20 protein-coding genes and 1 tRNA gene are annotated in these 18914 nt (G+C 44.1%); 9 read left to right on the forward strand and 12 right to left on the reverse strand.

Translation table 11 applies throughout. The annotated features are described in order from the left end of the window. Positions 1–296 precede the first annotated feature (296 nt). Entirely contained in the window at positions 297–623 is a 327-nt protein-coding gene (locus V5G28_RS00850; protein WP_332989444.1) for a thioredoxin family protein, read from the forward strand. Here the strand turns inward: V5G28_RS00850 and V5G28_RS00855 are convergent. Both V5G28_RS00855 and V5G28_RS00860 read right to left on the reverse strand, forming a co-directional pair. After that, complete coding sequence (locus V5G28_RS00855; RefSeq protein ID WP_096570986.1) at positions 610–843, reverse strand: hypothetical protein; 234 nt, start codon at positions 841–843, stop codon at positions 610–612. The two genes, V5G28_RS00850 and V5G28_RS00855, sit on opposite strands and share 14 nt — an antisense overlap. A 118-nt stretch (positions 844–961) precedes the next feature. After that, positions 962–2818: a DUF5942 domain-containing protein gene (locus tag V5G28_RS00860; protein ID WP_332989447.1), complete on the reverse strand. Its 1857-nt coding sequence runs from the start codon at positions 2816–2818 to the stop codon at positions 962–964. Positions 2819–2938: 120 nt separating this feature from the next. Between V5G28_RS00860 and V5G28_RS00865 the strand changes: the two genes are divergently transcribed. The 4 genes from V5G28_RS00865 to V5G28_RS00880 all read left to right on the forward strand — a co-directional run bounded on the left by V5G28_RS00865 (position 2939) and on the right by V5G28_RS00880 (position 5953). Next, a complete protein-coding gene (locus V5G28_RS00865; protein ID WP_096564230.1) occupies positions 2939–3355 on the forward strand; it encodes a hypothetical protein in 417 nt (138 codons plus the stop codon). 192 nt (positions 3356–3547) lie between these two features. Continuing rightward, entirely contained in the window at positions 3548–4372 is an 825-nt protein-coding gene (gene thiD / locus V5G28_RS00870) for a bifunctional hydroxymethylpyrimidine kinase/phosphomethylpyrimidine kinase (RefSeq protein WP_332989451.1), read from the forward strand. Between the two features lie 302 nt (positions 4373–4674). Then, positions 4675–5265 (forward strand): hypothetical protein, encoded by a 591-nt coding sequence (locus V5G28_RS00875; protein ID WP_332989453.1) that lies wholly within the window; start codon positions 4675–4677, stop codon positions 5263–5265. A gap of 349 nt (positions 5266–5614) precedes the next feature. Then, positions 5615–5953, forward strand: a complete 339-nt coding sequence (locus V5G28_RS00880; protein WP_017749852.1) for a P-II family nitrogen regulator — start codon at positions 5615–5617, stop codon at positions 5951–5953. Positions 5954–6021: 68 nt separating this feature from the next. Here V5G28_RS00880 and rdgB read toward each other — a convergent pair whose 3' ends face one another. From rdgB to pip, 3 genes are all read right to left on the reverse strand, one after another. Then, positions 6022–6606, reverse strand: a complete 585-nt coding sequence (rdgB, locus tag V5G28_RS00885; RefSeq protein WP_332989466.1) for an RdgB/HAM1 family non-canonical purine NTP pyrophosphatase — start codon at positions 6604–6606, stop codon at positions 6022–6024. A gap of 75 nt (positions 6607–6681) precedes the next feature. After that, on the reverse strand, positions 6682–8121 hold the full coding sequence (locus V5G28_RS00890; RefSeq protein WP_332989467.1) for a phosphoglucomutase/phosphomannomutase family protein: 1440 nt from the start codon (positions 8119–8121) through the stop codon (positions 6682–6684). A 131-nt stretch (positions 8122–8252) separates the two neighbouring features. After that, positions 8253–9203 carry a prolyl aminopeptidase gene (gene pip, locus V5G28_RS00895; protein WP_332989469.1) on the reverse strand — a complete coding sequence of 317 codons (951 nt, stop codon included), beginning with the start codon at positions 9201–9203 and terminating at the stop codon, positions 8253–8255. A 101-nt stretch (positions 9204–9304) separates the two neighbouring features. Between pip and V5G28_RS00900 the strand changes: the two genes are divergently transcribed. Then, positions 9305–9733 carry a hypothetical protein gene (locus tag V5G28_RS00900; RefSeq protein ID WP_332989523.1) on the forward strand — a complete coding sequence of 143 codons (429 nt, stop codon included), beginning with the start codon at positions 9305–9307 and terminating at the stop codon, positions 9731–9733. A gap of 475 nt (positions 9734–10208) precedes the next feature. Here V5G28_RS00900 and V5G28_RS00905 read toward each other — a convergent pair whose 3' ends face one another. Together V5G28_RS00905 and V5G28_RS00910 are read right to left on the reverse strand one after the other, a co-directional pair. Continuing rightward, positions 10209–10721: a plasmid segregation centromere-binding protein ParR gene (locus V5G28_RS00905; protein ID WP_332989471.1), complete on the reverse strand. Its 513-nt coding sequence runs from the start codon at positions 10719–10721 to the stop codon at positions 10209–10211. A 5-nt stretch (positions 10722–10726) separates the two neighbouring features. Beyond that, positions 10727–11878 (reverse strand): ParM/StbA family protein, encoded by a 1152-nt coding sequence (locus tag V5G28_RS00910; protein ID WP_332989473.1) that lies wholly within the window; start codon positions 11876–11878, stop codon positions 10727–10729. 39 nt (positions 11879–11917) lie between these two features. Here V5G28_RS00910 and V5G28_RS00915 point away from each other — a divergent pair, with 39 nt between their 5' ends. Continuing rightward, positions 11918–12154 carry a hypothetical protein gene (locus tag V5G28_RS00915; RefSeq protein WP_332989474.1) on the forward strand — a complete coding sequence of 79 codons (237 nt, stop codon included), beginning with the start codon at positions 11918–11920 and terminating at the stop codon, positions 12152–12154. 70 nt (positions 12155–12224) lie between these two features. Here V5G28_RS00915 and V5G28_RS00920 read toward each other — a convergent pair whose 3' ends face one another. Continuing rightward, positions 12225–12845 (reverse strand): DedA family protein, encoded by a 621-nt coding sequence (locus V5G28_RS00920; protein WP_332989475.1) that lies wholly within the window; start codon positions 12843–12845, stop codon positions 12225–12227. Positions 12846–13088: 243 nt separating this feature from the next. Beyond that, positions 13089–14171 carry a Gfo/Idh/MocA family oxidoreductase gene (locus tag V5G28_RS00925; protein ID WP_332989525.1) on the reverse strand — a complete coding sequence of 361 codons (1083 nt, stop codon included), beginning with the start codon at positions 14169–14171 and terminating at the stop codon, positions 13089–13091. A gap of 650 nt (positions 14172–14821) precedes the next feature. Here V5G28_RS00925 and queC point away from each other — a divergent pair. Continuing rightward, positions 14822–15499 carry a 7-cyano-7-deazaguanine synthase QueC gene (gene queC / locus V5G28_RS00930; protein WP_332989476.1) on the forward strand — a complete coding sequence of 226 codons (678 nt, stop codon included), beginning with the start codon at positions 14822–14824 and terminating at the stop codon, positions 15497–15499. Between the two features lie 132 nt (positions 15500–15631). Here queC and V5G28_RS00935 read toward each other — a convergent pair whose 3' ends face one another. Both V5G28_RS00935 and V5G28_RS00940 read right to left on the reverse strand, forming a co-directional pair. Then, positions 15632–16981, reverse strand: a complete 1350-nt coding sequence (locus V5G28_RS00935) for a hemolysin family protein (RefSeq protein WP_332989478.1) — start codon at positions 16979–16981, stop codon at positions 15632–15634. Between the two features lie 311 nt (positions 16982–17292). Continuing rightward, positions 17293–17997: a hypothetical protein gene (locus tag V5G28_RS00940; protein WP_096564243.1), complete on the reverse strand. Its 705-nt coding sequence runs from the start codon at positions 17995–17997 to the stop codon at positions 17293–17295. Between the two features lie 186 nt (positions 17998–18183). Between V5G28_RS00940 and V5G28_RS00945 the strand changes: the two genes are divergently transcribed. Further along, positions 18184–18256: transfer RNA gene (locus tag V5G28_RS00945), tRNA-Ile, on the forward strand. A gap of 184 nt (positions 18257–18440) precedes the next feature. On the opposite strand, the gene V5G28_RS00950 is transcribed toward V5G28_RS00945, so the two are convergent. Continuing rightward, a complete protein-coding gene (locus tag V5G28_RS00950; protein ID WP_332989481.1) occupies positions 18441–18872 on the reverse strand; it encodes a hypothetical protein in 432 nt (143 codons plus the stop codon). Positions 18873–18914: the final 42 nt, after the last annotated feature.

Here is an 18914-nt window from a genome sequence, read left to right on the forward strand (position 1 = left end):
GACACCCCTGGCTAGCTACTAGCTACTTGGGGTTTTTTATTTTTTACACCTATCTCACGACTATTTTCCCGCTTTTTGTCCGGAACAGCGTAGTTATTTATAGAACATAGTATTGGTAGATGCACCCTGATAACTAACGCCCCTGGCTAGCTACTAGCTACTTGGGGTTTTTTATTTTGAACAAAATAACAACAGCTACAATTCTTAATATTTTTTCTATAATTTTTTGCTTTGTATACTGCTATGTTGTTGTTTGAGCCAAAAGCTAGTGTTAGTAGCTAGAGAGTTGCAGAGCCATGAATTTAGCTGTCATTAAGTTTTCTTCAGAAGACTGCGGTATTTGCCATAAGATGTCTTTCTATGACAAAAAGGTGTCTGAAGAACTGGGCTTGCAATTTATTGATGTGAAAATGCAGGATACAGCTACTTATCGTAAGTATCGTAAGATTCTGCTGACTCAGTATCCTGATAAATCAGAAATGGGATGGCCCACCTACATTGTTTGTGATTCGCCAGAAGGAGAATTTCAGATTTTGGGTGAGGTCAAAGGTGGTCATCCCAAAGGGGAATTTAGAAGTCGCCTGCAAGAAGTTGTGAATTCACAAGCGTCTAATCAGAACTAAGGACTTCAAAAGATTTGACTTCTAGCACTGGACCAATCATGGCAATGGTCATAACATCTTCACGCACCTGTCCAGTGACTTTTGCTTTTTGTCCTTGTTTGAGTAAGCTTTTGTCAGATTTTTTAGAGATTTCATAGGTTACACCATTATCAGTAACTAACGCCCAAGCGCCAGTACCAATATCACGGCGTTCTACGGTACCTGTAACTGTGATACTCATATCCATTAACCTCCGATTAAAAAAGAAAGAAGAAAGAAGAACGAAGAACGAAGAAAAGTCATAAAAACTCTTCTTTGTTTTTTCTCTCTTCTCTCTTGTGTATTCACTCTTCACTTTTCTAGGCTGGTTGTTCTTCGTTTTTGACTGCTAAACGAGCTAAACCGAAACATAGCACGGCATTAACGAGCAAGAACATACGAGCTAGGATACCACTGCCTAACCCCCAAACTGCGGGATCTGATACCGCACTTACCACCAAACACGCTGCTACACCTAGCGATGAACCAATGGCAAACCACTTCCATTTAGGATTTCCCAACAGCAATGCCATTAAGACTAAGGGAATCAGCACGCTGGCAAACAGCGGATTAAAAGCATTTGTTCCTTGCAGGGTGTTGCCTAATTCCGGAATAGAACTGCCCAACAAGCGGAAGGGCCATTGTGGAAGGTCAAAGATAAAGATTCCTTTGAGGGGGAATAATCCTGAACTACCAGCAATTAAACCCCAAGATAAAGTCCAGCCCCAGCTGAACGGAAAGTAAACCCGTAAAAACCAAGCCAGCGCATAGGAACCGAGGACCATCAAAATCTTGGGTAACAGCGCCACAGCACCGCCATCGATCCAAAAACCGGGGTTGAGATAGCCGTTATCCCGTAACCAGCGGAAGAAATCTTGGAAACTGATTTGCCCTTGGGTAGCACGTTGTACTGCGGCATCTGCATTCAGTAGTCCAGCACCATAGTAGTTCAAACCATCATCTTGCACAGTTCGTGCTGACTGTTTCAGAACTTCGAGGATTTCATCTGGTTCTTTGACGCCAGAGGCTTTTACCAATGCAGCAACACCAGCAACGTGAGGCGCTGCCATGCTTGTACCTTGGAAGCCCAGAAACACGTTTACACCCTTGTTTTCAGGGTCTATGGTTTCTTGCAGAATCTTGCCCGCATCACTGCCACCAGGGGCGGAGATATCGACTCCAGCACCAAAGTTAGAATAGGGTGCTCTTTCTCCATCTGGACCTAATGCCGAAACGCCAATAACATAGGGATAACGCGCTGGATAGGAGGCAGAATTCTGATTTTCATTACCTGCTGCGCCAATGATGACCACGCCTTTTCTGTGGGCATATTCGATCGCGTCTTTCATCAGATGGCTTTCACCGCCACCGCCCAAGCTCATATTAATCACATCTGCGCCATTATCAGCAGCAAATTTAATCGCTTCGGCAATATCGGCAACAGTCCCGCCGCCATAATCGCTAAGTACCTTGAGAGGCATCAGCTTGGCTTCGTAGGCAATACCAGCTACGCCATAGCTGTTGTTCGTGGATTGGGCGATGGTACCAGCAACGTGGGTGCCGTGTCCGTTGTCGTCGTCAGCTTCTACTCTGTCGTTGACAAAGTCGTAGCCAGGGACAAATTCTGTCTCTACTAAGTCACGGACGCGAGTAATGCCAGTATCAATGACCGCAACCGTAATGTCTTTGCCTTTGGTTTGAGTCCACGCGCCTTCAATATTGATATTGTGCAGATTCCACTGCTTGCTGTAATAGGGGTCGTTGGGACCTTTTAATGCCGGTTTCGCTTCATCAGCCTCTTGTGAGGGCTGCAATAATTCTCCCAGCCAAGTAGCTTCACCTGGTTTTGGAATCTTATAGATATAATTTGGCTCAATAAAATCCATTGCTTGGGCAAATGGCGACTTTTTCAGTTCTTTCAGTCGCTGTTTATCGCCCTTGATGATGTAAACATTCTCCTTGGCGGAAAATTGATTATCTAATCGGGGAGTGACGTTGTACTGTTGAGCAATAGCTTGCAGATCCTGCTGCAATACCTCTTTGGGAAGGTCTTCGCGGAAGTTTAGCACTATTGTCTCAAATTCGCCTTTGGTTGCCAGTCCCTGAAAATTAATAAAATTAAACAGGGCAACACCTAGCCCGATGACAAATAAGCAAAATAATATTAGCTTTCTCATCTCAAACCATTACAGCTTTTTGCCAGTTTGCTCACTACCATAACTCATACACGCGCCTTATTGGTGCGTTTAGGAGTAAACTTACAATTTTTACACAAAACTCAGGACAATTTATCAACGATGGAACGCGGTCTTTTATGGTTACCCTTGTTATTTGCATTTTTTTGGTTGGCTTGGCAAGGCTCCAAGGAGTATCAAAAAATTGAGGCATATCGCACTTGGGCGGAGCAATTTGAACGAGCTAAGTTTGATATTTATGCAGTTTTGGGTCAAAAAGGTAACAATATAACTTGGGGCAAACCAACGCCAAAAGGCCCAATTAAGCTAGAAACTTTTTCTTTGCTTGATGTCCAACAAGTTCGCCTTTTAGTAGATGACAAACCAGTAGAGATAGAACAGCCGCCACAAAAAGGTCGTACTATCGAGTTGGAATTTCTGTTTGCTGAATCTGGGAATTCAGTACGTGTTCCTTTTACAGAAATTCCCTTAGCCGCTGAATGGGGCAAATTTTTGCACTCAAGAGTCATTAGTCATTAGTCACAGGACTTACGTATGTATTATGAAAAACGTAGATGCGTAGCGGCGTGCCGGAGGCTACCGCCAAGGGCGCAAAGGACACAAAGAAATAAGAGTTTCACGACTAGTTCTTGCGTAAGTCCTAAGTCATTAGCAATTTATTCTCATCTTCCCTGGCTTCCTCCACTTCCCTATCTCCCTTTTGTGTGAACTATGAACGCCGAAACAACACCTATGCCCGTTGCTTTAACTATCGCCGGATCTGATAGCGGTGGTGGTGCAGGTATTCAAGCCGATTTACGCACTTTTGCTTTTCACTGCGTCCACGGTACAAGCGCTATTACTTGCGTCACAGCACAAAATACTTTGGGGGTGAACCGGGTTGATGCTATGCCGCCAGAGGCTGTTGTGGCGCAAATTCGTGCGGTATATGAAGATATAGGTGTGCAAGCGGCGAAAACAGGAATGTTACTCAATCAGGAAATTATTGCCGCTGTTGCCCAACAGGTGAAGGCTTTAGAAATTCATAACTTAGTTGTTGATCCAGTGATGGTATCCCGCACGGGGGCGCAATTGATTGATGATGACGCCGTGAAAAGTCTGCGCAATCTCCTCATTCCCCTGGCAACTATCATCACACCAAACCGCTACGAATCTCAGATTTTGAGCGGTTTACAAATTAACTCCTTAGATGATATGAGAGCAGCCGCGCAAATCATTCACCAGAATACACAGGCAAAGGTTGTTTTAGTTAAGGGTGGAGGTATGCAGGGGAGTGTGCGTGGTGTTGATATCTGGTTCGATGGGCATAGAATGGAAACTTTGACAACAAAACACGTAGAGACAAAAAATTCCCACGGTACTGGTTGTACACTCTCAGCAGCGATCGCCGCTCATCTTGCACTGGGAAGCGACTTGCTTACAGCAGTGCGCAAGGCAAAGGAATATGTCACTTCTGCACTCTCCTACTCTCTTGATATTGGCAAAGGACAAGGTCCTGTGGGACACTTCTTTCCATTATTGATATCAGAGGAATGATATCAGAGGAATGATATCAGAGGAACGCCAGGTGTAAGCCTCTACCAAAGTGGTTCAGTAGTTACGCAAGTTGCAGAATATCCTGAACTCCTTTTCTAGTTACACTTCCAGTTAACCTCATACCTTAGGAATATATATTCTACTATTGATTGACTTGTATCTTTTTGCCCTAAATTGTAAATTAATAATCTTTCCCCTATGCACACTTTTCCATTATTGTTGGGCATAGTTTCAGAGACTGCTAGTCTCTGATAGCAAATCCGCTTCGTTGACTTAAGTTCTATTTTGATGCTAATCCACCAATGCGAACAATCTCAGATTCTGTTCACAGCAGTACACCCGTAGGAAATACCCAAGCCTATTCTCCCTCTGTACCCATCTCTGTTTATCGGGATTTGGCAACAGAGTTACATGCTTCTCAAGCAAAGTTAGATAGTCTTAGCGCCCAAAATCAACAACTGGTACAAGAAAATCAATTACTTCGGCAAGAAATAAAGAAAGCTGTTGAGTCTGTTTTGCGCCTGCAAAAGTTGGTTGATTCACAACCAAAGGTTAGTTCTCACACAGCTTATCAATTTATACCTGATGATAAATCTCAAACCAAACGACCAGTCACCCCAGTGTCTCCCAAAGAACAAGTTTCCCGTGGGCGTGCTTTTTCCGCAGAACCTTCCCCAACACCTGTCTTTCCTCCAGAAATGGAAATTCCGAGTTCCATTCCCGAACCAGTGTTTATAGAAGAAGAGGAAGTCAGTTATTATCCCTACAGTGAATCAGAACCTTCGCAAATTAAAGGCTGGTGGTTAATAATAGCTATCTTGTTAATTATTGTTCTAGGTTTTGGTGCTGGGTATTTGGTTGTACGCCCCTTATTGGAAAAGCATAGTCGTTAGGTGAAATCATTCTCCCAGTCAATTGAGCGCACATCACAATTCATCTTTATTTTCAGTTAAATAAACTACGAAAAAATGATAAATTGAGCTAGAAACCTCAAGTTATTACTTAAAAGACGATTCAGGTAGACAATGCTTACTAATTAGACTTTTATTTGATAAGCAGGGCATCTATCGTGATGCCATGTGCCAATTTCGTAGATATTTATTTGAGGTTGCGCTGCTTTTTTTTAGCGTTACACCACTCCCAAGGCTTGTGCAAATTAAGCGCCAAAGGTTTCATCTTTGGCGTAAACGCACTGGCTTTTCAGCCTACACTCTTATAAACATAGAACTCAGGAGACAAAAAATGAAAAAAGTAGAAGCTATTATCCGTCCCTTTAAGCTTGATGAGGTCAAAATTGCCCTAGTCAATGCTGGTATAGTTGGTATGACTGTTTCTGAAGTCCGGGGTTTTGGACGGCAGAAAGGTCAAACAGAACGCTATCGTGGTTCTGAGTACACTGTTGAGTTTTTGCAAAAACTTAAAGTGGAAATAGTTGTTGAAGACAACCAGGTTGATATGGTCGTTGACAAAATTATCGCAGCTGCTCGTACTGGTGAAATCGGTGATGGCAAAATTTTCATCTCCCCAGTTGAACAAGTTGTGCGGATTCGGACTGGGGAAAAGAATACAGAAGCAGTTTAGTCGTTAATTGTTAGTGGTTAGTTGTTAGTCGTTAGTCATAAACTCAACCAACAACTAACAACTAATAACTAAGTATGAGTAATTTGTAAATGAGGCAACTTTTGAAGTAACGCGGCAATTGCTTTGCCTCGATGACTAACAGAACGCTTCGACTCTGGTGTCATCTGGGCAAATGTCAGTTGCATTTCGGGGACATAAAAAATGGGATCGTAGCCGAAACCGCCAGTACCACGAGGGGCATGGAGAATTTCGCCACGACAAACACCTTCGGATTCTAAAGCAACAGTACCATCTGGAGAAGCGATCGCCACTGCACAAACAAATTGCGCTTGCCGATTTGGTGTATCGCCCAATTCGCTCAACAACCTGGCAATGCGATCGCTATCGGTTTTGCCATAACGTGCAGAGTACACTCCTGGTGCGCCACCGAGGGCATCGACTTGCAAGCCAGAATCATCAGCGATCGCCCAATTTCCCGTTGCTTGTGCCACTTGGGATGCTTTTAAGCAGGCGTTGGCAGCAAAGGTGTCTCCCGTTTCTTCTATATCCAATTCCTCTGGTTTGAGGGTTAATTCCCAACCAGAATCAACCAGGTAAGCTTGCATTTCCTTCAACTTACCTGGATTTCCTGTAGCTACTACGAGTAATGTCATAAGTCAGTGAACAGTGAACAGTTAACAGTTAACAGTTAAGAGTGATAACTGACAACTGATAACTGATAACTGATATTACTCTGCCCAATCTTTCGCCCAAGCTAGAGTTTGATGCACTTGCTCTAGTGTAGGGGCTTCGCAGTACAAGCGTAAAACGGGTTCGGTACCGCTGAAACGAATCATTAACCAACTTTGATCTGCTAAGCGGAACTTGTAGCCATCAATTGTTTGGCAATCAATGACTGCTTTTCCAGCTATTTCTGTTAAAGGTTGGGTTTGGAGTTGTTGCAGAAGACGCGATCGCACTTCCATACTCGCAAGTGGTAAATCGATGCGATCGTATGCGGAAGTGAAACCTGTTTGTTCTTGCAAGTAGCGATAATACTCGCCTAAATCCAGCCCAGATTCCACGATAGCTTCTAGTACATACAATGCCGACAGAAGTGCATCCCGTTCGGGAATGTGGCTTCCGTAGCCAATTCCTCCTGACTCTTCGCCGCCCAACAACACCTGGGTTTCTAACATTCTGTCAGCGATGTATTTATAACCTACGGGTGTTTCAAAAATTGACAAATTATGCAGTGCTGCTACACGAGGCATCAAGTCAGAACCGCTGACAGTTTTGACTATTTCACCCTGAAAGCCGCGTCGTAAAGTCAAGTGGTCGATTAATATTGGGATTAAGATTTGTGAACTCAGGAAGTTGCCTTGTTTATCAACAGCGGCAATGCGATCGCTGTCTCCGTCAAACACCAAAGCCACCGTTAAACCTGCTTGATTGGTTTCTCGGTGATTTCGCATCACGTCAAATAGATGCGAAAGATATTTAGGTAGTGGTTCGGGTGCGCCGCCACCAAACAGGGGGTCGCGATTGCTGTTAATTTCTTTAACCTCATTGCCGAGTAGCATCGCCAGTCCGCCAGCAGCAGCACCGTGCATCACATCAGCAAATACCGTGAGTTTACCTGTGCTTATCGCATCGCGGATTTTCCCTATGTTGACTTTGCCTTCTAAACCTTCACAATAACTGCGCCAAGGGTTAAATATCTCTATCTTGCCTGGGATTGACGCGGGCGGTAGTGCCTCTGCTGATAAAAGTGCTTCTATTTGTTGAGTGACTTCTGGTGGTACAGAACCACCAAAAGCGCTTTTGACTTTTAAGCCCAAATATTTACCAGGATTGTGACTAGCAGTAATAACCAATGCGCCTAAAGCATTTTGTTGCTTTGCCGCCCAACTAAAAGCTGGGGTTGGGGCAAAGGCATCTGTCAGCAGTACATCAAACCCAGCCGCTGAGACAACCTCAGCAACTTTACGGGCAAAGTCTTCTGCCATAAATCGTCTATCGTGTCCGACAACAATTGTCCGGCTGCCTACTTTTTCTCCATATGTATTAAGTAACACTTTTGCGGCAAGTGGAGCGACCAAGGCTACACGTTCAAATGTGAACTCATCGCCTATCACACCACGCCAGCCATCTGTACCAAACTTGATTGAGTTAGCTGCTACTGGCATTGAGGTATCCCTACTTCCTAACTGAGGATTCTAGCATTCACACAGGGCACCCGGTAAAAAAGGCATCTAGTATACAAAATGTAACAGTAATACCACGCTATTGATGACACCTCAGTAAATGAATATGTTCCCTACTCACTTAATGCAAACTTATCTGTCGCTTCAATTAAGGCATTGCGAATTCCTGGTTCACTCATCGAATGTCCAGCATCGGGAATCACAACAAATTCTGCTTCCTGCCAAGCACGATGTAATTCCCAAGCTGATATCATTGGACAAACAACATCGTAACGCCCTTGAACAATCACAGCAGGAATATGGCGGATGCGGTCAACATTTAAAAGTAATTGATTTTCTGTTTCAAAAAATCCCTTATTCACAAAGTAATGACACTCAATTCGCGCAAATGCCTCTGCAAAGTCATTTTCGCCAAACTTTTGGATGAGTTGTGTGTCTACGAACAATCGACTTGTACTAGCTTCCCAAATTGACCAAGCACGCGCTGCTTCTAACCTAATTTGTGAATCTGGACTGGTCAAGCGTTTGTAATAAGCCGTGAGCAAATCGTCACGTTCATCTGGTGGAATTGGTTTTAAATATTCTTCCCAAGTATCAGGAAAAATATAGCTAGCCCCCTCTTGGTAGAACCAGCGCAATTCTTTTTGCCTCAACATGAATATGCCGCGTAGAATTAGCCCCGTACATGAACTGGGATGAGTTTGGCTGTAGGCTAATGATAGAGTACTGCCCCAACTGCCCCCAAATACTACCCACTTTTCTATACCTAAATGCTCTCGTAGCTTTTCAATATCACTGACCAAATCCCAAGTCGTGTTCTCACGCAGTTCCGCATGAGGTCTACTTTGACCGCAACCGCGTTGGTCAAACATCACCAGACGCCATTTTTCTGGATGGAAATATTGTCGATAAAAAGGCGGACATCCACCACCAGGTCCTCCATGTAGCAAAACAATCGGCTTGCCTTGCGGGTTGCCTGACTCTTCAAAATGAATCGTGTGGAGGTCGGAAACCTTAAGATTGCCTTGTTTGTAAGGTTCGATGGGTGGGTAAAGTTCTCGCATTGTGCCTATTTTATCGCCTTGGTTGGGAAAATTGTATAACAAATGACTTTGGCATGGGTTATTTTTGAGGCGATGGCGCAAAGCGCCCCCGAAGCGGGCGCATCGTAGATACACCAGGACTAGCAGAGGATGATATAGAGTGTGATAAAAAGTACCTAGATTTGATTAAAGCTAGTGTTGATTTCACTAAAATTGACGTATTGATTTATGTTTCACGGCTAGATGAAACACGATTTCGTCCTGATGAAAAGCGAACAATATATCTTTTGACTGAAAAATTAGGAGCATTGATTTGGAATAAAGCTTGGCTAATATTTACTTTTGCGGCATCTGTACCTAATGAAAATCGTCATGAGGCTTCAGTTAATAGAAAGGAGCAAATTGAGAACTTTGTGAAAGCCATTACATCACAGTATGGACTAAATCCGCCCTTTCAAGGATTTCAGGTTAAGTTGCGAGTTGATAATACTTCAAAAGGTTGGACTTCAAAAAGTATTCCAATCATGTCAGTCTTAACCAAAGTAAGCTAATCCTAACCTCTTAGGGACTTCCAAATTAAAAAATATCCAACTTTTCTTGTGGGATGGGCTTCTAGCCCGTCCTATAAACTAGGGAGAACCACGGTGCCCACCCCATAACTCAGATAATTTATTTCTTGGAAATCCCTTATATAGTAAGCTAAAGCTTACTTTAGCTATAAGCCAGGAAATTGATTTCCTGGCTTATGATATGACGGACGTAAGATTTAAGTTAGCATTCATATGATATCCGGCAAATTACCCATAATTACAGAACCCCACCCCTAACCCCTCCCCGCAAGCGGGGAGGGGAACTTTGGCGTAGCCACTCATCGGGGTGGGGTTTTCCAGGATTTGTCGGTAATTGAGCGGACATGATATCACTAACCCATAACTATAAAAATTCACAAACATTAAACCTCCTTAACAGGAATTCCCATTAAGGAGGTTTGACAGCAGCGAAACACTTTTACACCCTGAAATTTCCTTAGAAATCATCCAGAAATTGACTAATACGGCTGATGACTGGGTCAACCTCAGCAGGAGGAGTCGTAGCAGTATTAGTAGGAGTAGAAGTACTATTTATAACTTCTAGCACTGGTGCGTTTTGGGGCGTTGGAGGGGGACTGGTTGATACATGATTGACCATGATAGCCAGTTGAGCCACTTGTTGACTAAGTTGCATCAGATGGTGTTCCATCATCTCCAACCGATTAGATTCCTTAGTAAAAAAACGTTCCTCAAGGTCAGCTATCTGACTTTTTAGGTCAGCAATTTGTTGTTCCACCCCTGGTGTTGCTGTTCCTGCTGCTGGTTTTGGGGCTGGTCGTACAGATTCCGGTACGCACAAAGATTGCCATAAGGCTTCTTTACAGAGGTCGCTGAAAGTCTTTTCAGGATCTTTCTCCAAGTGACTTTCGACGAGAGCTAACAAGCTTTCGTCAGCCACCCCTGGCTCGAACGTAACCGATTTAACGACTTTTTTTGACCATTGGAACATCAGTCTTAAGCTCTAGCCCGAGCGGAGGATAACTGTGCTTCTCCATAAATGTACTGCCCCAAAGCATTTGCTTGTCGGGATGGTGAAGCTAGATGAGCGTTAATTTTTGCTTCTTTAAGCAAACGTTGAACATCTTCCCAGAAAAATTCTCCACCTCCTCCGGTGAGAATCACATCGGTAACGCGCTCTGGTAGCCATGCTAGCACGCGGTTACAGATTTCGCGAGAAAACATTTCTATGAGATTGGGGAGAAAATCATCGAGATTGGTGGGCTTGCTGGCACCTCTGGGACGGTAGAAGCGATCGCTCTTGGGTCGGTTGACTGCGGCAATCAAAGAGAGAGATTGGCTATCTGCTCCCTCAATTTCGGCAGCGACCAGTTCATAAAACTTGCTCATACCGAAGTCTTCACTCTTGGAAGCACCTCGGGCAAACCGGAAGTTATCAACCATCAAACAATCGGTCGTTTGATGTCCAATATCTACAATCGCCACAGAGACTTTCGTGAAATCGGGTAGTGCTGCGCCTTTTTTAGGTTGAGCCTCAGTCCAAAGCAAACTGCCATACCCTTCTGGCATTACCCAAACCTTGGTAACGTTCAGTGATACGGCTTCTCCGCGAAAATTCATCACATGAGGACCGCTCAGTTGGCTAATGAGCTGTGCTTTTTCCTTTTCAAATTGTTCTTGAGAAAGGTAAGGCAGACCCAGGATGACAGAGACTTCATCCTTGAGCTTAAAGTAGCCAGCGCAAGCTAAAACTTTTACCAGTGCGTCTTCAACCTTAGATTGGCCCACACCTAGGTTAGCCCCAAAATCTGCTGCCAGTTGACCAACAGCATATCCACTGCCTTGATATTCCAGCCACAAATCCATTAATGGGTCAGTCGCACGGGCTTCAAAAACACCTCCGCGCACCTGTTCCATTGACATTTCTTTGACGTTCGCAGACACGAACACCACATTGTTCGGCTCGCGGCTAATACAAGTTTTGGTGGAAGTTCTACCTAAGTCAACACTAAGAATCTTTTTTCCCGCACCGCCACCAACTGCTTGAGGAGGAGCGGCATTTATTGGGGTAGATGCCGAAACTCTATCTCTATTCATTGGGATAGCAGCGGCATTCATCGGAGTGGCGGCGGAAGGTTGGTCTGTCATGAAAGCTCCTAGTACTTACCTTAGCTATAACAAGTTATCATGCCCATCTTACATAAAGGCGTGTATCAGAAAACCTTTATTGCGTCAACTGTACCAAGAAATATGCAAACAATGACGCGCGTTGTTGAGCAAAGCGCGATTGCTGCCCACCTAGAGGAGGCAATCGCCCCAAGGGCGCACAGAAAAGCGCCATCGCGCAAGGCGCGGCTTTGTTTGGGAGCATCGCGCATGAGTTTAGCTCTTTACCATAAAATAGTAAAGCAGGAGCGAGAGTGACATCGGTGATAACGCTTTGTTTTACTAAAAAACGCTTGTTTTTCTGCCTTCGTTGGCCACAAGGATTTTTTTACTTTCTCCTGTTTTTTCGCCTCCGCTTGATCACCCAAACAACAAATGCCACGACGAGAACTGCAAGCACAATTTTAGATACAGGAGCCAGGTACTTGTCCACTAGTTCATACTGACTACCCAACGCATATCCTGAGTAGGTTAGCAAACCAACCCATGCAGCGCTACCCAGAGTTGAGTAAATTAAAAATGGCAGCAAGTGCATATTGCTCATGCCTGCAGGAACGGAAATCAAAGTGCGGACTCCCGGTACAAGGCGACCAATAAAAACTGCTTTGCCACCTTGCTGGTCAAACCACCGCTTTGCCTTGGTGATATCTTTACTAGAGATACTCAACCACTTACCATATTTGTCAGCCCAAGCTCGCAAGCGCTTTTCCCCGAAAATTTTACCGGGATAGTACCAAACAAGTGCGCCTAGTACAGAACCCAGTAGTCCGGCAAAAAAGACTCCTATGACATTAAGTTTAGCCCCTGGCAGATTTGATGTATATCCTGCCAAGGGCATTATCAGTTCTGAAGGAATGGGGGGAAATAGGTTTTCGAGGAACATGAGCAGGGCGATTCCCCAATAGCCTAGGGATTCGATAATCTGTTTTATCCAACCCGTATCTATCATTAAGTCATTCCTGAAGTTACTACAAAAGTTTTGTTGCTAAGTTATAGTTATTACTGTATTAAATAAGCATTATCCGATACTTTTTCACTAATCTTGTTAAAAAGAACACTTTATAAAACGAATAGGGAACAAGGTATAGGTTGCACAAGAGAGGTGACAGGTTGTAGGTCATAAAAAAGTTTTCTTTTCCTGTCCCCTACAATCTATCCCTTGCTCCCGTTATGTACCCTGTCCCCTGTTCCCTTAAACAGTAGGTGTCAATGATTGCACTCTTGTTGGTTCAGATTGCCAATCTAATGGGTTCCAAACACGGTCTTCTAGAGCCATTTGCTCGATTAAACTTGCCAATCTTAGGGCTTTGAGCGCTTGTTCACCACCGACGGAAGGTTGATTCCCACCGCGCACGCAGTTGACAAAATGCTCCAATTCTGCACCTAGTTTGTCAGTGTTGCTCGTACAAACTCTTTCAATCACACCATCCTGCTTGTACAATGCTTGTCGGTAGTCATTGGTGTGTCGGTGAACCAAAATTTCATTTCTGAGAAAATCTGCTTCAGTAAACGAGTTTTTACAATGGGCAACAATGCGGCGGATTTTGCAGTGCGTAATTTTGCTGGCAGTCACAGTAGCGACAATACCATTGGCAAACCCCAAGGTAGCAGTCACATAATCTAAATAACCAGAGTCCAAAGTGCGATTACCACTAGCTGTTAACTTCTCTACTGGTGCTCCGGCTAATTCCAAAAGTAGGTCAATGTCGTGAATCATTAAATCCAAGACAACTGAAACATCGTTTGCCCGACTTGAGTACGGGCTCATGCGATGTGCCTCTAGCGCCAGCACTTCTTCAGTTTTCAACACCTTGCTCAATTCTTGAAATGCTGGACTAAACCGTTCTATATGACCCACTTGTAGGATACATCCAGTTTCAGCAGCAGCATTTACTAGCGATTCTGCTTCAGATATACTTGCTGCAATTGGCTTTTCAATCAAAACATGAATTCCTGCCAAAAGACAGTTAATTCCCACGGCGTAATGCAAGCGGGTAGGGACAGCAACGCAAACTGCGTCTACATGAGGCAGCAGGTCGCAATAATCTTCAAAAAAGCGGACTTTATGTTTGCTTGCGGTTTCCAACCCTCGCTCGACATTAATATCTGCTACACCGACCAGTTCAACGTCTTTCATCGAACTCAATACGCGGACATGATGCTGTCCCATATTACCCACCCCGATCACGCCTATGCGGATCGGTCGTGGATGGTTGCGCTGTACTTGACCATTTTGTTCCCCTACTGACAACATGCTTCTATTTTGCACTCTTATTCACTCCTCAACCACCAAATATAGAGACGCTACGGTCATTGGCTTTGATACTCCATTGCCAATGACCATGCGTCTAAAACCATCCAGATGGTAACATAGAGGTTCTATTTATGAAGAATTTCAAAGTTTCTTGTGAGTTCCCGTTATCTAGATCACTTTTATGTGTTCTGTTCAAATTGATGCTTTTTTTGCACTTTACAAAAACTATAATGACTTTTTTTATTAGCTTTAAGAAATAACTAAGACGTTAATAAAGTTCTCTTTGTTTCACAAAAAAAATAATTACTGAAAGCAAAATCTACATTAAGGTGTAGGGTGTAGGCAGGACATTTTTCGACACCTCATCATCCCAGTCGCATGCCAGTTGCACGCCCCTCGGGGGAATCCTCCTTATACGCTGACGCATAAGCACGGTGAGCCAGCGCTATGCAGGAGGGTTTCCCGACAGCAGGCGACTGGTGAGACCAGTCCTGTTGGCGCAGCCTGCCCGCAGGGCGAATGAGGGTCTCCCGCGCCCAGGGAACTGGCTCTCCCGTTGGGCGAACCCCGAAGGGGCGCTGTCCTCCTCAACAAAGGACACCTTCGCAGGCAAAACCCTCTTTGACACCCTGTTTTTGGAAATGACTTTGTTTAAATAAAAACTACTTAGTATGAAAGCTGTCATTCTACTGTCTGGTGGATTAGATTCTTCCACAGTTCTCTACCAAGCGCAAGCTGATGGTTGTGAGTGCTATACCATCTGCTTTGATTACCAACAGCGACATCGGCGAGAGTTAAGCTCAGCGTTGGCGATCGCTCAAAAAGCTAACGTAGTAGACCATCAAGTGGTAAAGTTTGATTTAAGACAATGGGGCGGTTCGGCACTTACGGATAACGCTATTGATTTACCCCAAAAGCGTGAGCTAGAGGAAATGTCTCAAACTATCCCTGTCACCTATGTTCCTGCTCGTAATACCATCTTTTTAAGCTTTGCCCTTGCCTACGCCGAAACTATTGCCGCACAACGTATTTACATTGGTGTTAACGCCCTAGATTACTCTGGCTATCCTGATTGTCGCCCTGACTACATCCAGGCAATGCAGGAGGTGTTTCGTTTAGGAACAAAACAAGGACGTTCAGGGGAACCTATCTCCATTGTCACACCGCTGATTCATTTAAAAAAAACTGAAATTATCCAACTTGGCAACAAGCTGGGAGTTCCTTGGGAACTCACATGGTCTTGCTATGCAGGAGGCGATGTTGCTTGCGGTGTCTGTGATTCTTGCCGCTTGCGTCTTGCTGCTTTTGCGGAACTGGGATTGCAAGATCCTTTGGCTTATGCTGTGTAGAAAGATGGGGGAGTAATAAGCTAATACACATTTAACTTGCATATTCTTGATTTTGGAGAAAAAGCGTCAATCCTTCTCCCCTGCTGTCTAAATGTGCAAACTAGGTGTCTAACAGCTTATCCTCCTGTGGCTCTACTCCTCCTCCAACCGTCGCACTTGAATCTGGTGCAGGCGCGGTCCACTGACTGACACGACTGTGAATTCTAGATTTTCATAGCAAAAGGTTTCGCCAAGCGGGGGAACTTTCTGCAACTGGTAAAGTAAGAAGCCCCCTAAAGTTTGGTATTCTTTCTTTAAGGGCAAATTAAGATGCAAAACCTCATTGAGGTCTTCTAGGTTGATCTGCGCCTGCACGAGAAAAATCTGCTCGTCTAAAATCTTGATCAGCAGGTCGTTAGTACTGTCTGGTTCACCTAGGTTGCCGATAATTTGAGCGATAATGTCTTGGATGGTGAGCAGTCCTACAGTACCACCAAATTCATCTACCACCATCACCATAGTTGGTTGCTCTCGCTGCATCATTGGCAACAGTTCGTTTAAGAGGGTGTGTTCTGGCACAAACCTTGCAGGGCGCATCCACGGCTGGATTTGTGTTTCTAAAGTCAGTTTCCCCATAGCCAAGGGTTTTGCCAAGTCTTTGAAGTAAAGAATGCCACGAATGTCGTCCAAAGATTCTCCAATAACAGGGTAGCAAGAGTGACCTGTAGCTACCATTTCTGCAAGAAAAGTCTGGAAGGTGGCGACTTTTGGCAACGCTACAATGCTGGTACGAGGTACCATGACTGCTTGAACTGTCTGGTAGCCAAACTCAAAGACCTTTTTGAGCAATTCTCTCTCTTTTGCCTGCAAGCCAATCGATTCACGTTCTGTGGAAATAATGAGTTGTAATTCTTCAGGTGTAACAGGTGATCTCCAGCTTTGACCAGCGTATTCGATGCGAAAAAGTCGCAACAGCCAGCGAGTTGATTGGTTAAGAATCCAAATAAAGGGGCTAAAAAATCTGACGGTTGCTCTGACCGACGGTCCCAAAAACCTTGCTAGCTGTTCTGAATACAGCATAGCTACTGATTTAGGACAAAGTTCTCCCAAAACTATTTGCAAATAGGCTATGAAAAAAAAGGTGATCGGGATTGATAAAGAATGAGCGATAAGTGTACTCATTCCTTTAGGTAAAGGTAAAGAGAGTAGCGATACTTTAAAGAGCACAACTATCGTACTTTCTCCAATCCACCCCAATGCCAAACTAGAAAGGGTAATGCCCAATTGAGTTGTAGATAGCAATCGATCAATACTGCGTTGCAGCACCTCGACGGCGATCGCCTGGAGATCACCAGCCTGCACAAGCTGATGAATGCGCGATCGCCGCACTGTCACCATAGAAAACTCTGCTGTCACAAAAAAGGCATTGATAGCAATCAGCAGTAGCACTGACAACAATCGCAGCCCTACATCTGTCAAACTTAAGCTAGAAAAACCACTCACTGCCAAAGCTCGTGTAATACTGATGCCCCCAAATTGAAAAATAGTCTGGGAATTTTGGATTGGAAATAGTTAGTTGTTGGTTATTAGCTGTTAGTTTATTTTCCTTCACTAATAACCATTAATTACTAACTCTTCGGGTGAGCCAGCTGCTCATGGGGAGCCACTCCGCCCTTGGGGGTTCCCGAGGACAGTTCTCTTGGAGGGTTTCCCTCCGGGAGAAACTGTCCGTCCCGTTAAAGGAAGTGGCGTGGAAACCCCTAAGACCGCACCAGATCACCACTAACCAGTACCCAATCTCTCAATGCTCCAACCTACCTTTCTACAGGAATATTTGACACTTCTAGCCGCAGTCTTTGAGCGGGATAATCTGTCAGAGCAAGAGAAACGCGCTTGACATCATCAAGTAAAGCCGTAGGAATGCTCACCGTGCCAGAATAACTAGGTCCATTTGCTGGCAATTCTGATGGTAAGCCTTCTGTGCTAGCGCTCAAAGTCCGTCCTTTGTCATCAGAGACATCCAAAAAACTATATAGGAAGCGCACAGAATCTTTACCTTTGTTTTGCATTTTTACTTTTAACAGCAAAGCACCACCAGACAAGCGAGCAGATTGCACCGAAATGCTGACACCCTCGCTTTCACTGTTAATCGGAAATCCTGCTTGAGGCTTTTCTTCTTCAGCCACTTGCAAGGGTTTTTCCTCTCGCTTCTTCTTGCTGTTGTTTGTCTCCTCGTCATCGTTGTCTTGTTTCTTTGATTTAGCAGCCTTAGTTTTGCCCTCAATGCGTGATTTGACAATTTTCAAGATTTCATCTTCCTTAAGTAGAGCAAGCCCTGTATGTTGCTCCTTCGCTGATTTACTGCTGGCAAATTTGTTTGTGGGACGAGCATCTGGCGATGTGACGCCTTTGAGTGCTGCACTTCCCAAAGTAAATCCCCAAAACGCACTCACAGAACCAGATCCCAACATCAGGATTAACAAAATCAGAGTTAGAAGTACAGTAGAATTTAGTTTCATTGTCGCCAAGCCATTGCACAAGAATGCTGGTCTATTTAAAAGTATCGAAGCTGTTTACTTTAATTCCTAGAGGAACTTAATCAATATTAGTCTGCACTATCGCGTCCTCAAAGGTGTAGTCTAAAAATTAGATCTGATATCTTAGATTGTCAAACTGTGTGAACTTACGCTACAATTGATTCTCGACCAGGGTTGGCCGAGCGGTCGAGGCAGCGAACTCATAATTCGCCTTAGGCAGGTTCAACTCCTGCACCCTGGACTAATAATGAACAAAGAAAATAAAAGAAATAAGAAAGAATCTGGTTTTAGGGACTTTCAAATAAAAAATTATCCAACAACCTCTTGTAAAGGCAGACGATACGAGAGGCAAGCTGTCCGCCTCATCCCACAAGATGGATAATTTTTGTTGGAAATCCCTTGTATTGCTTCTTTCTTCTTTGCTTTCACCGAGGTGGTGCGGCTTCAAATTGCAACTGAGTTCCTACTTTAGGTTGATTCGCATTCATCCGAGGAGAGGCGAGTAGTGACGAGTCGTAAGGATTTGGTAAATCCCGGGTACGAATGTATCGATCATGACCAACCTGCTGATTTAGGACATCGCGATACACAATATTAACTAACTCAGCATCTCGCGCAATTTTATTTTCCGGAAATGAGTTGCGGAAAATAGAACCAAATCCAAGTATTTCGTTAATTTGACTTTTCAAAGTCTGACTTCCATAAAAATTGGGGTCGTTTCTAAAAAAAGCACGTTCAAACACCTCACTCGGTGTTTCATAATTGGGTGTTTGCGCTTGGGCTGTTCCAACAGCTTTAAAACTTATAGTAGCTACCAATAGCAATAAACTACCTATGGCTTGAAATTTGATACCCATATTGATCGCTCCTGAAGTATTTAGGTGAATTTTCACTTATGC

Origin of the sequence: Scytonema sp. PRP1 (assembly GCF_036697665.2) — a bacterium.
GTDB classification, from domain to species: Bacteria; Cyanobacteriota; Cyanobacteriia; order Cyanobacteriales; family Nostocaceae; genus Kalymmatonema; species Kalymmatonema gypsitolerans.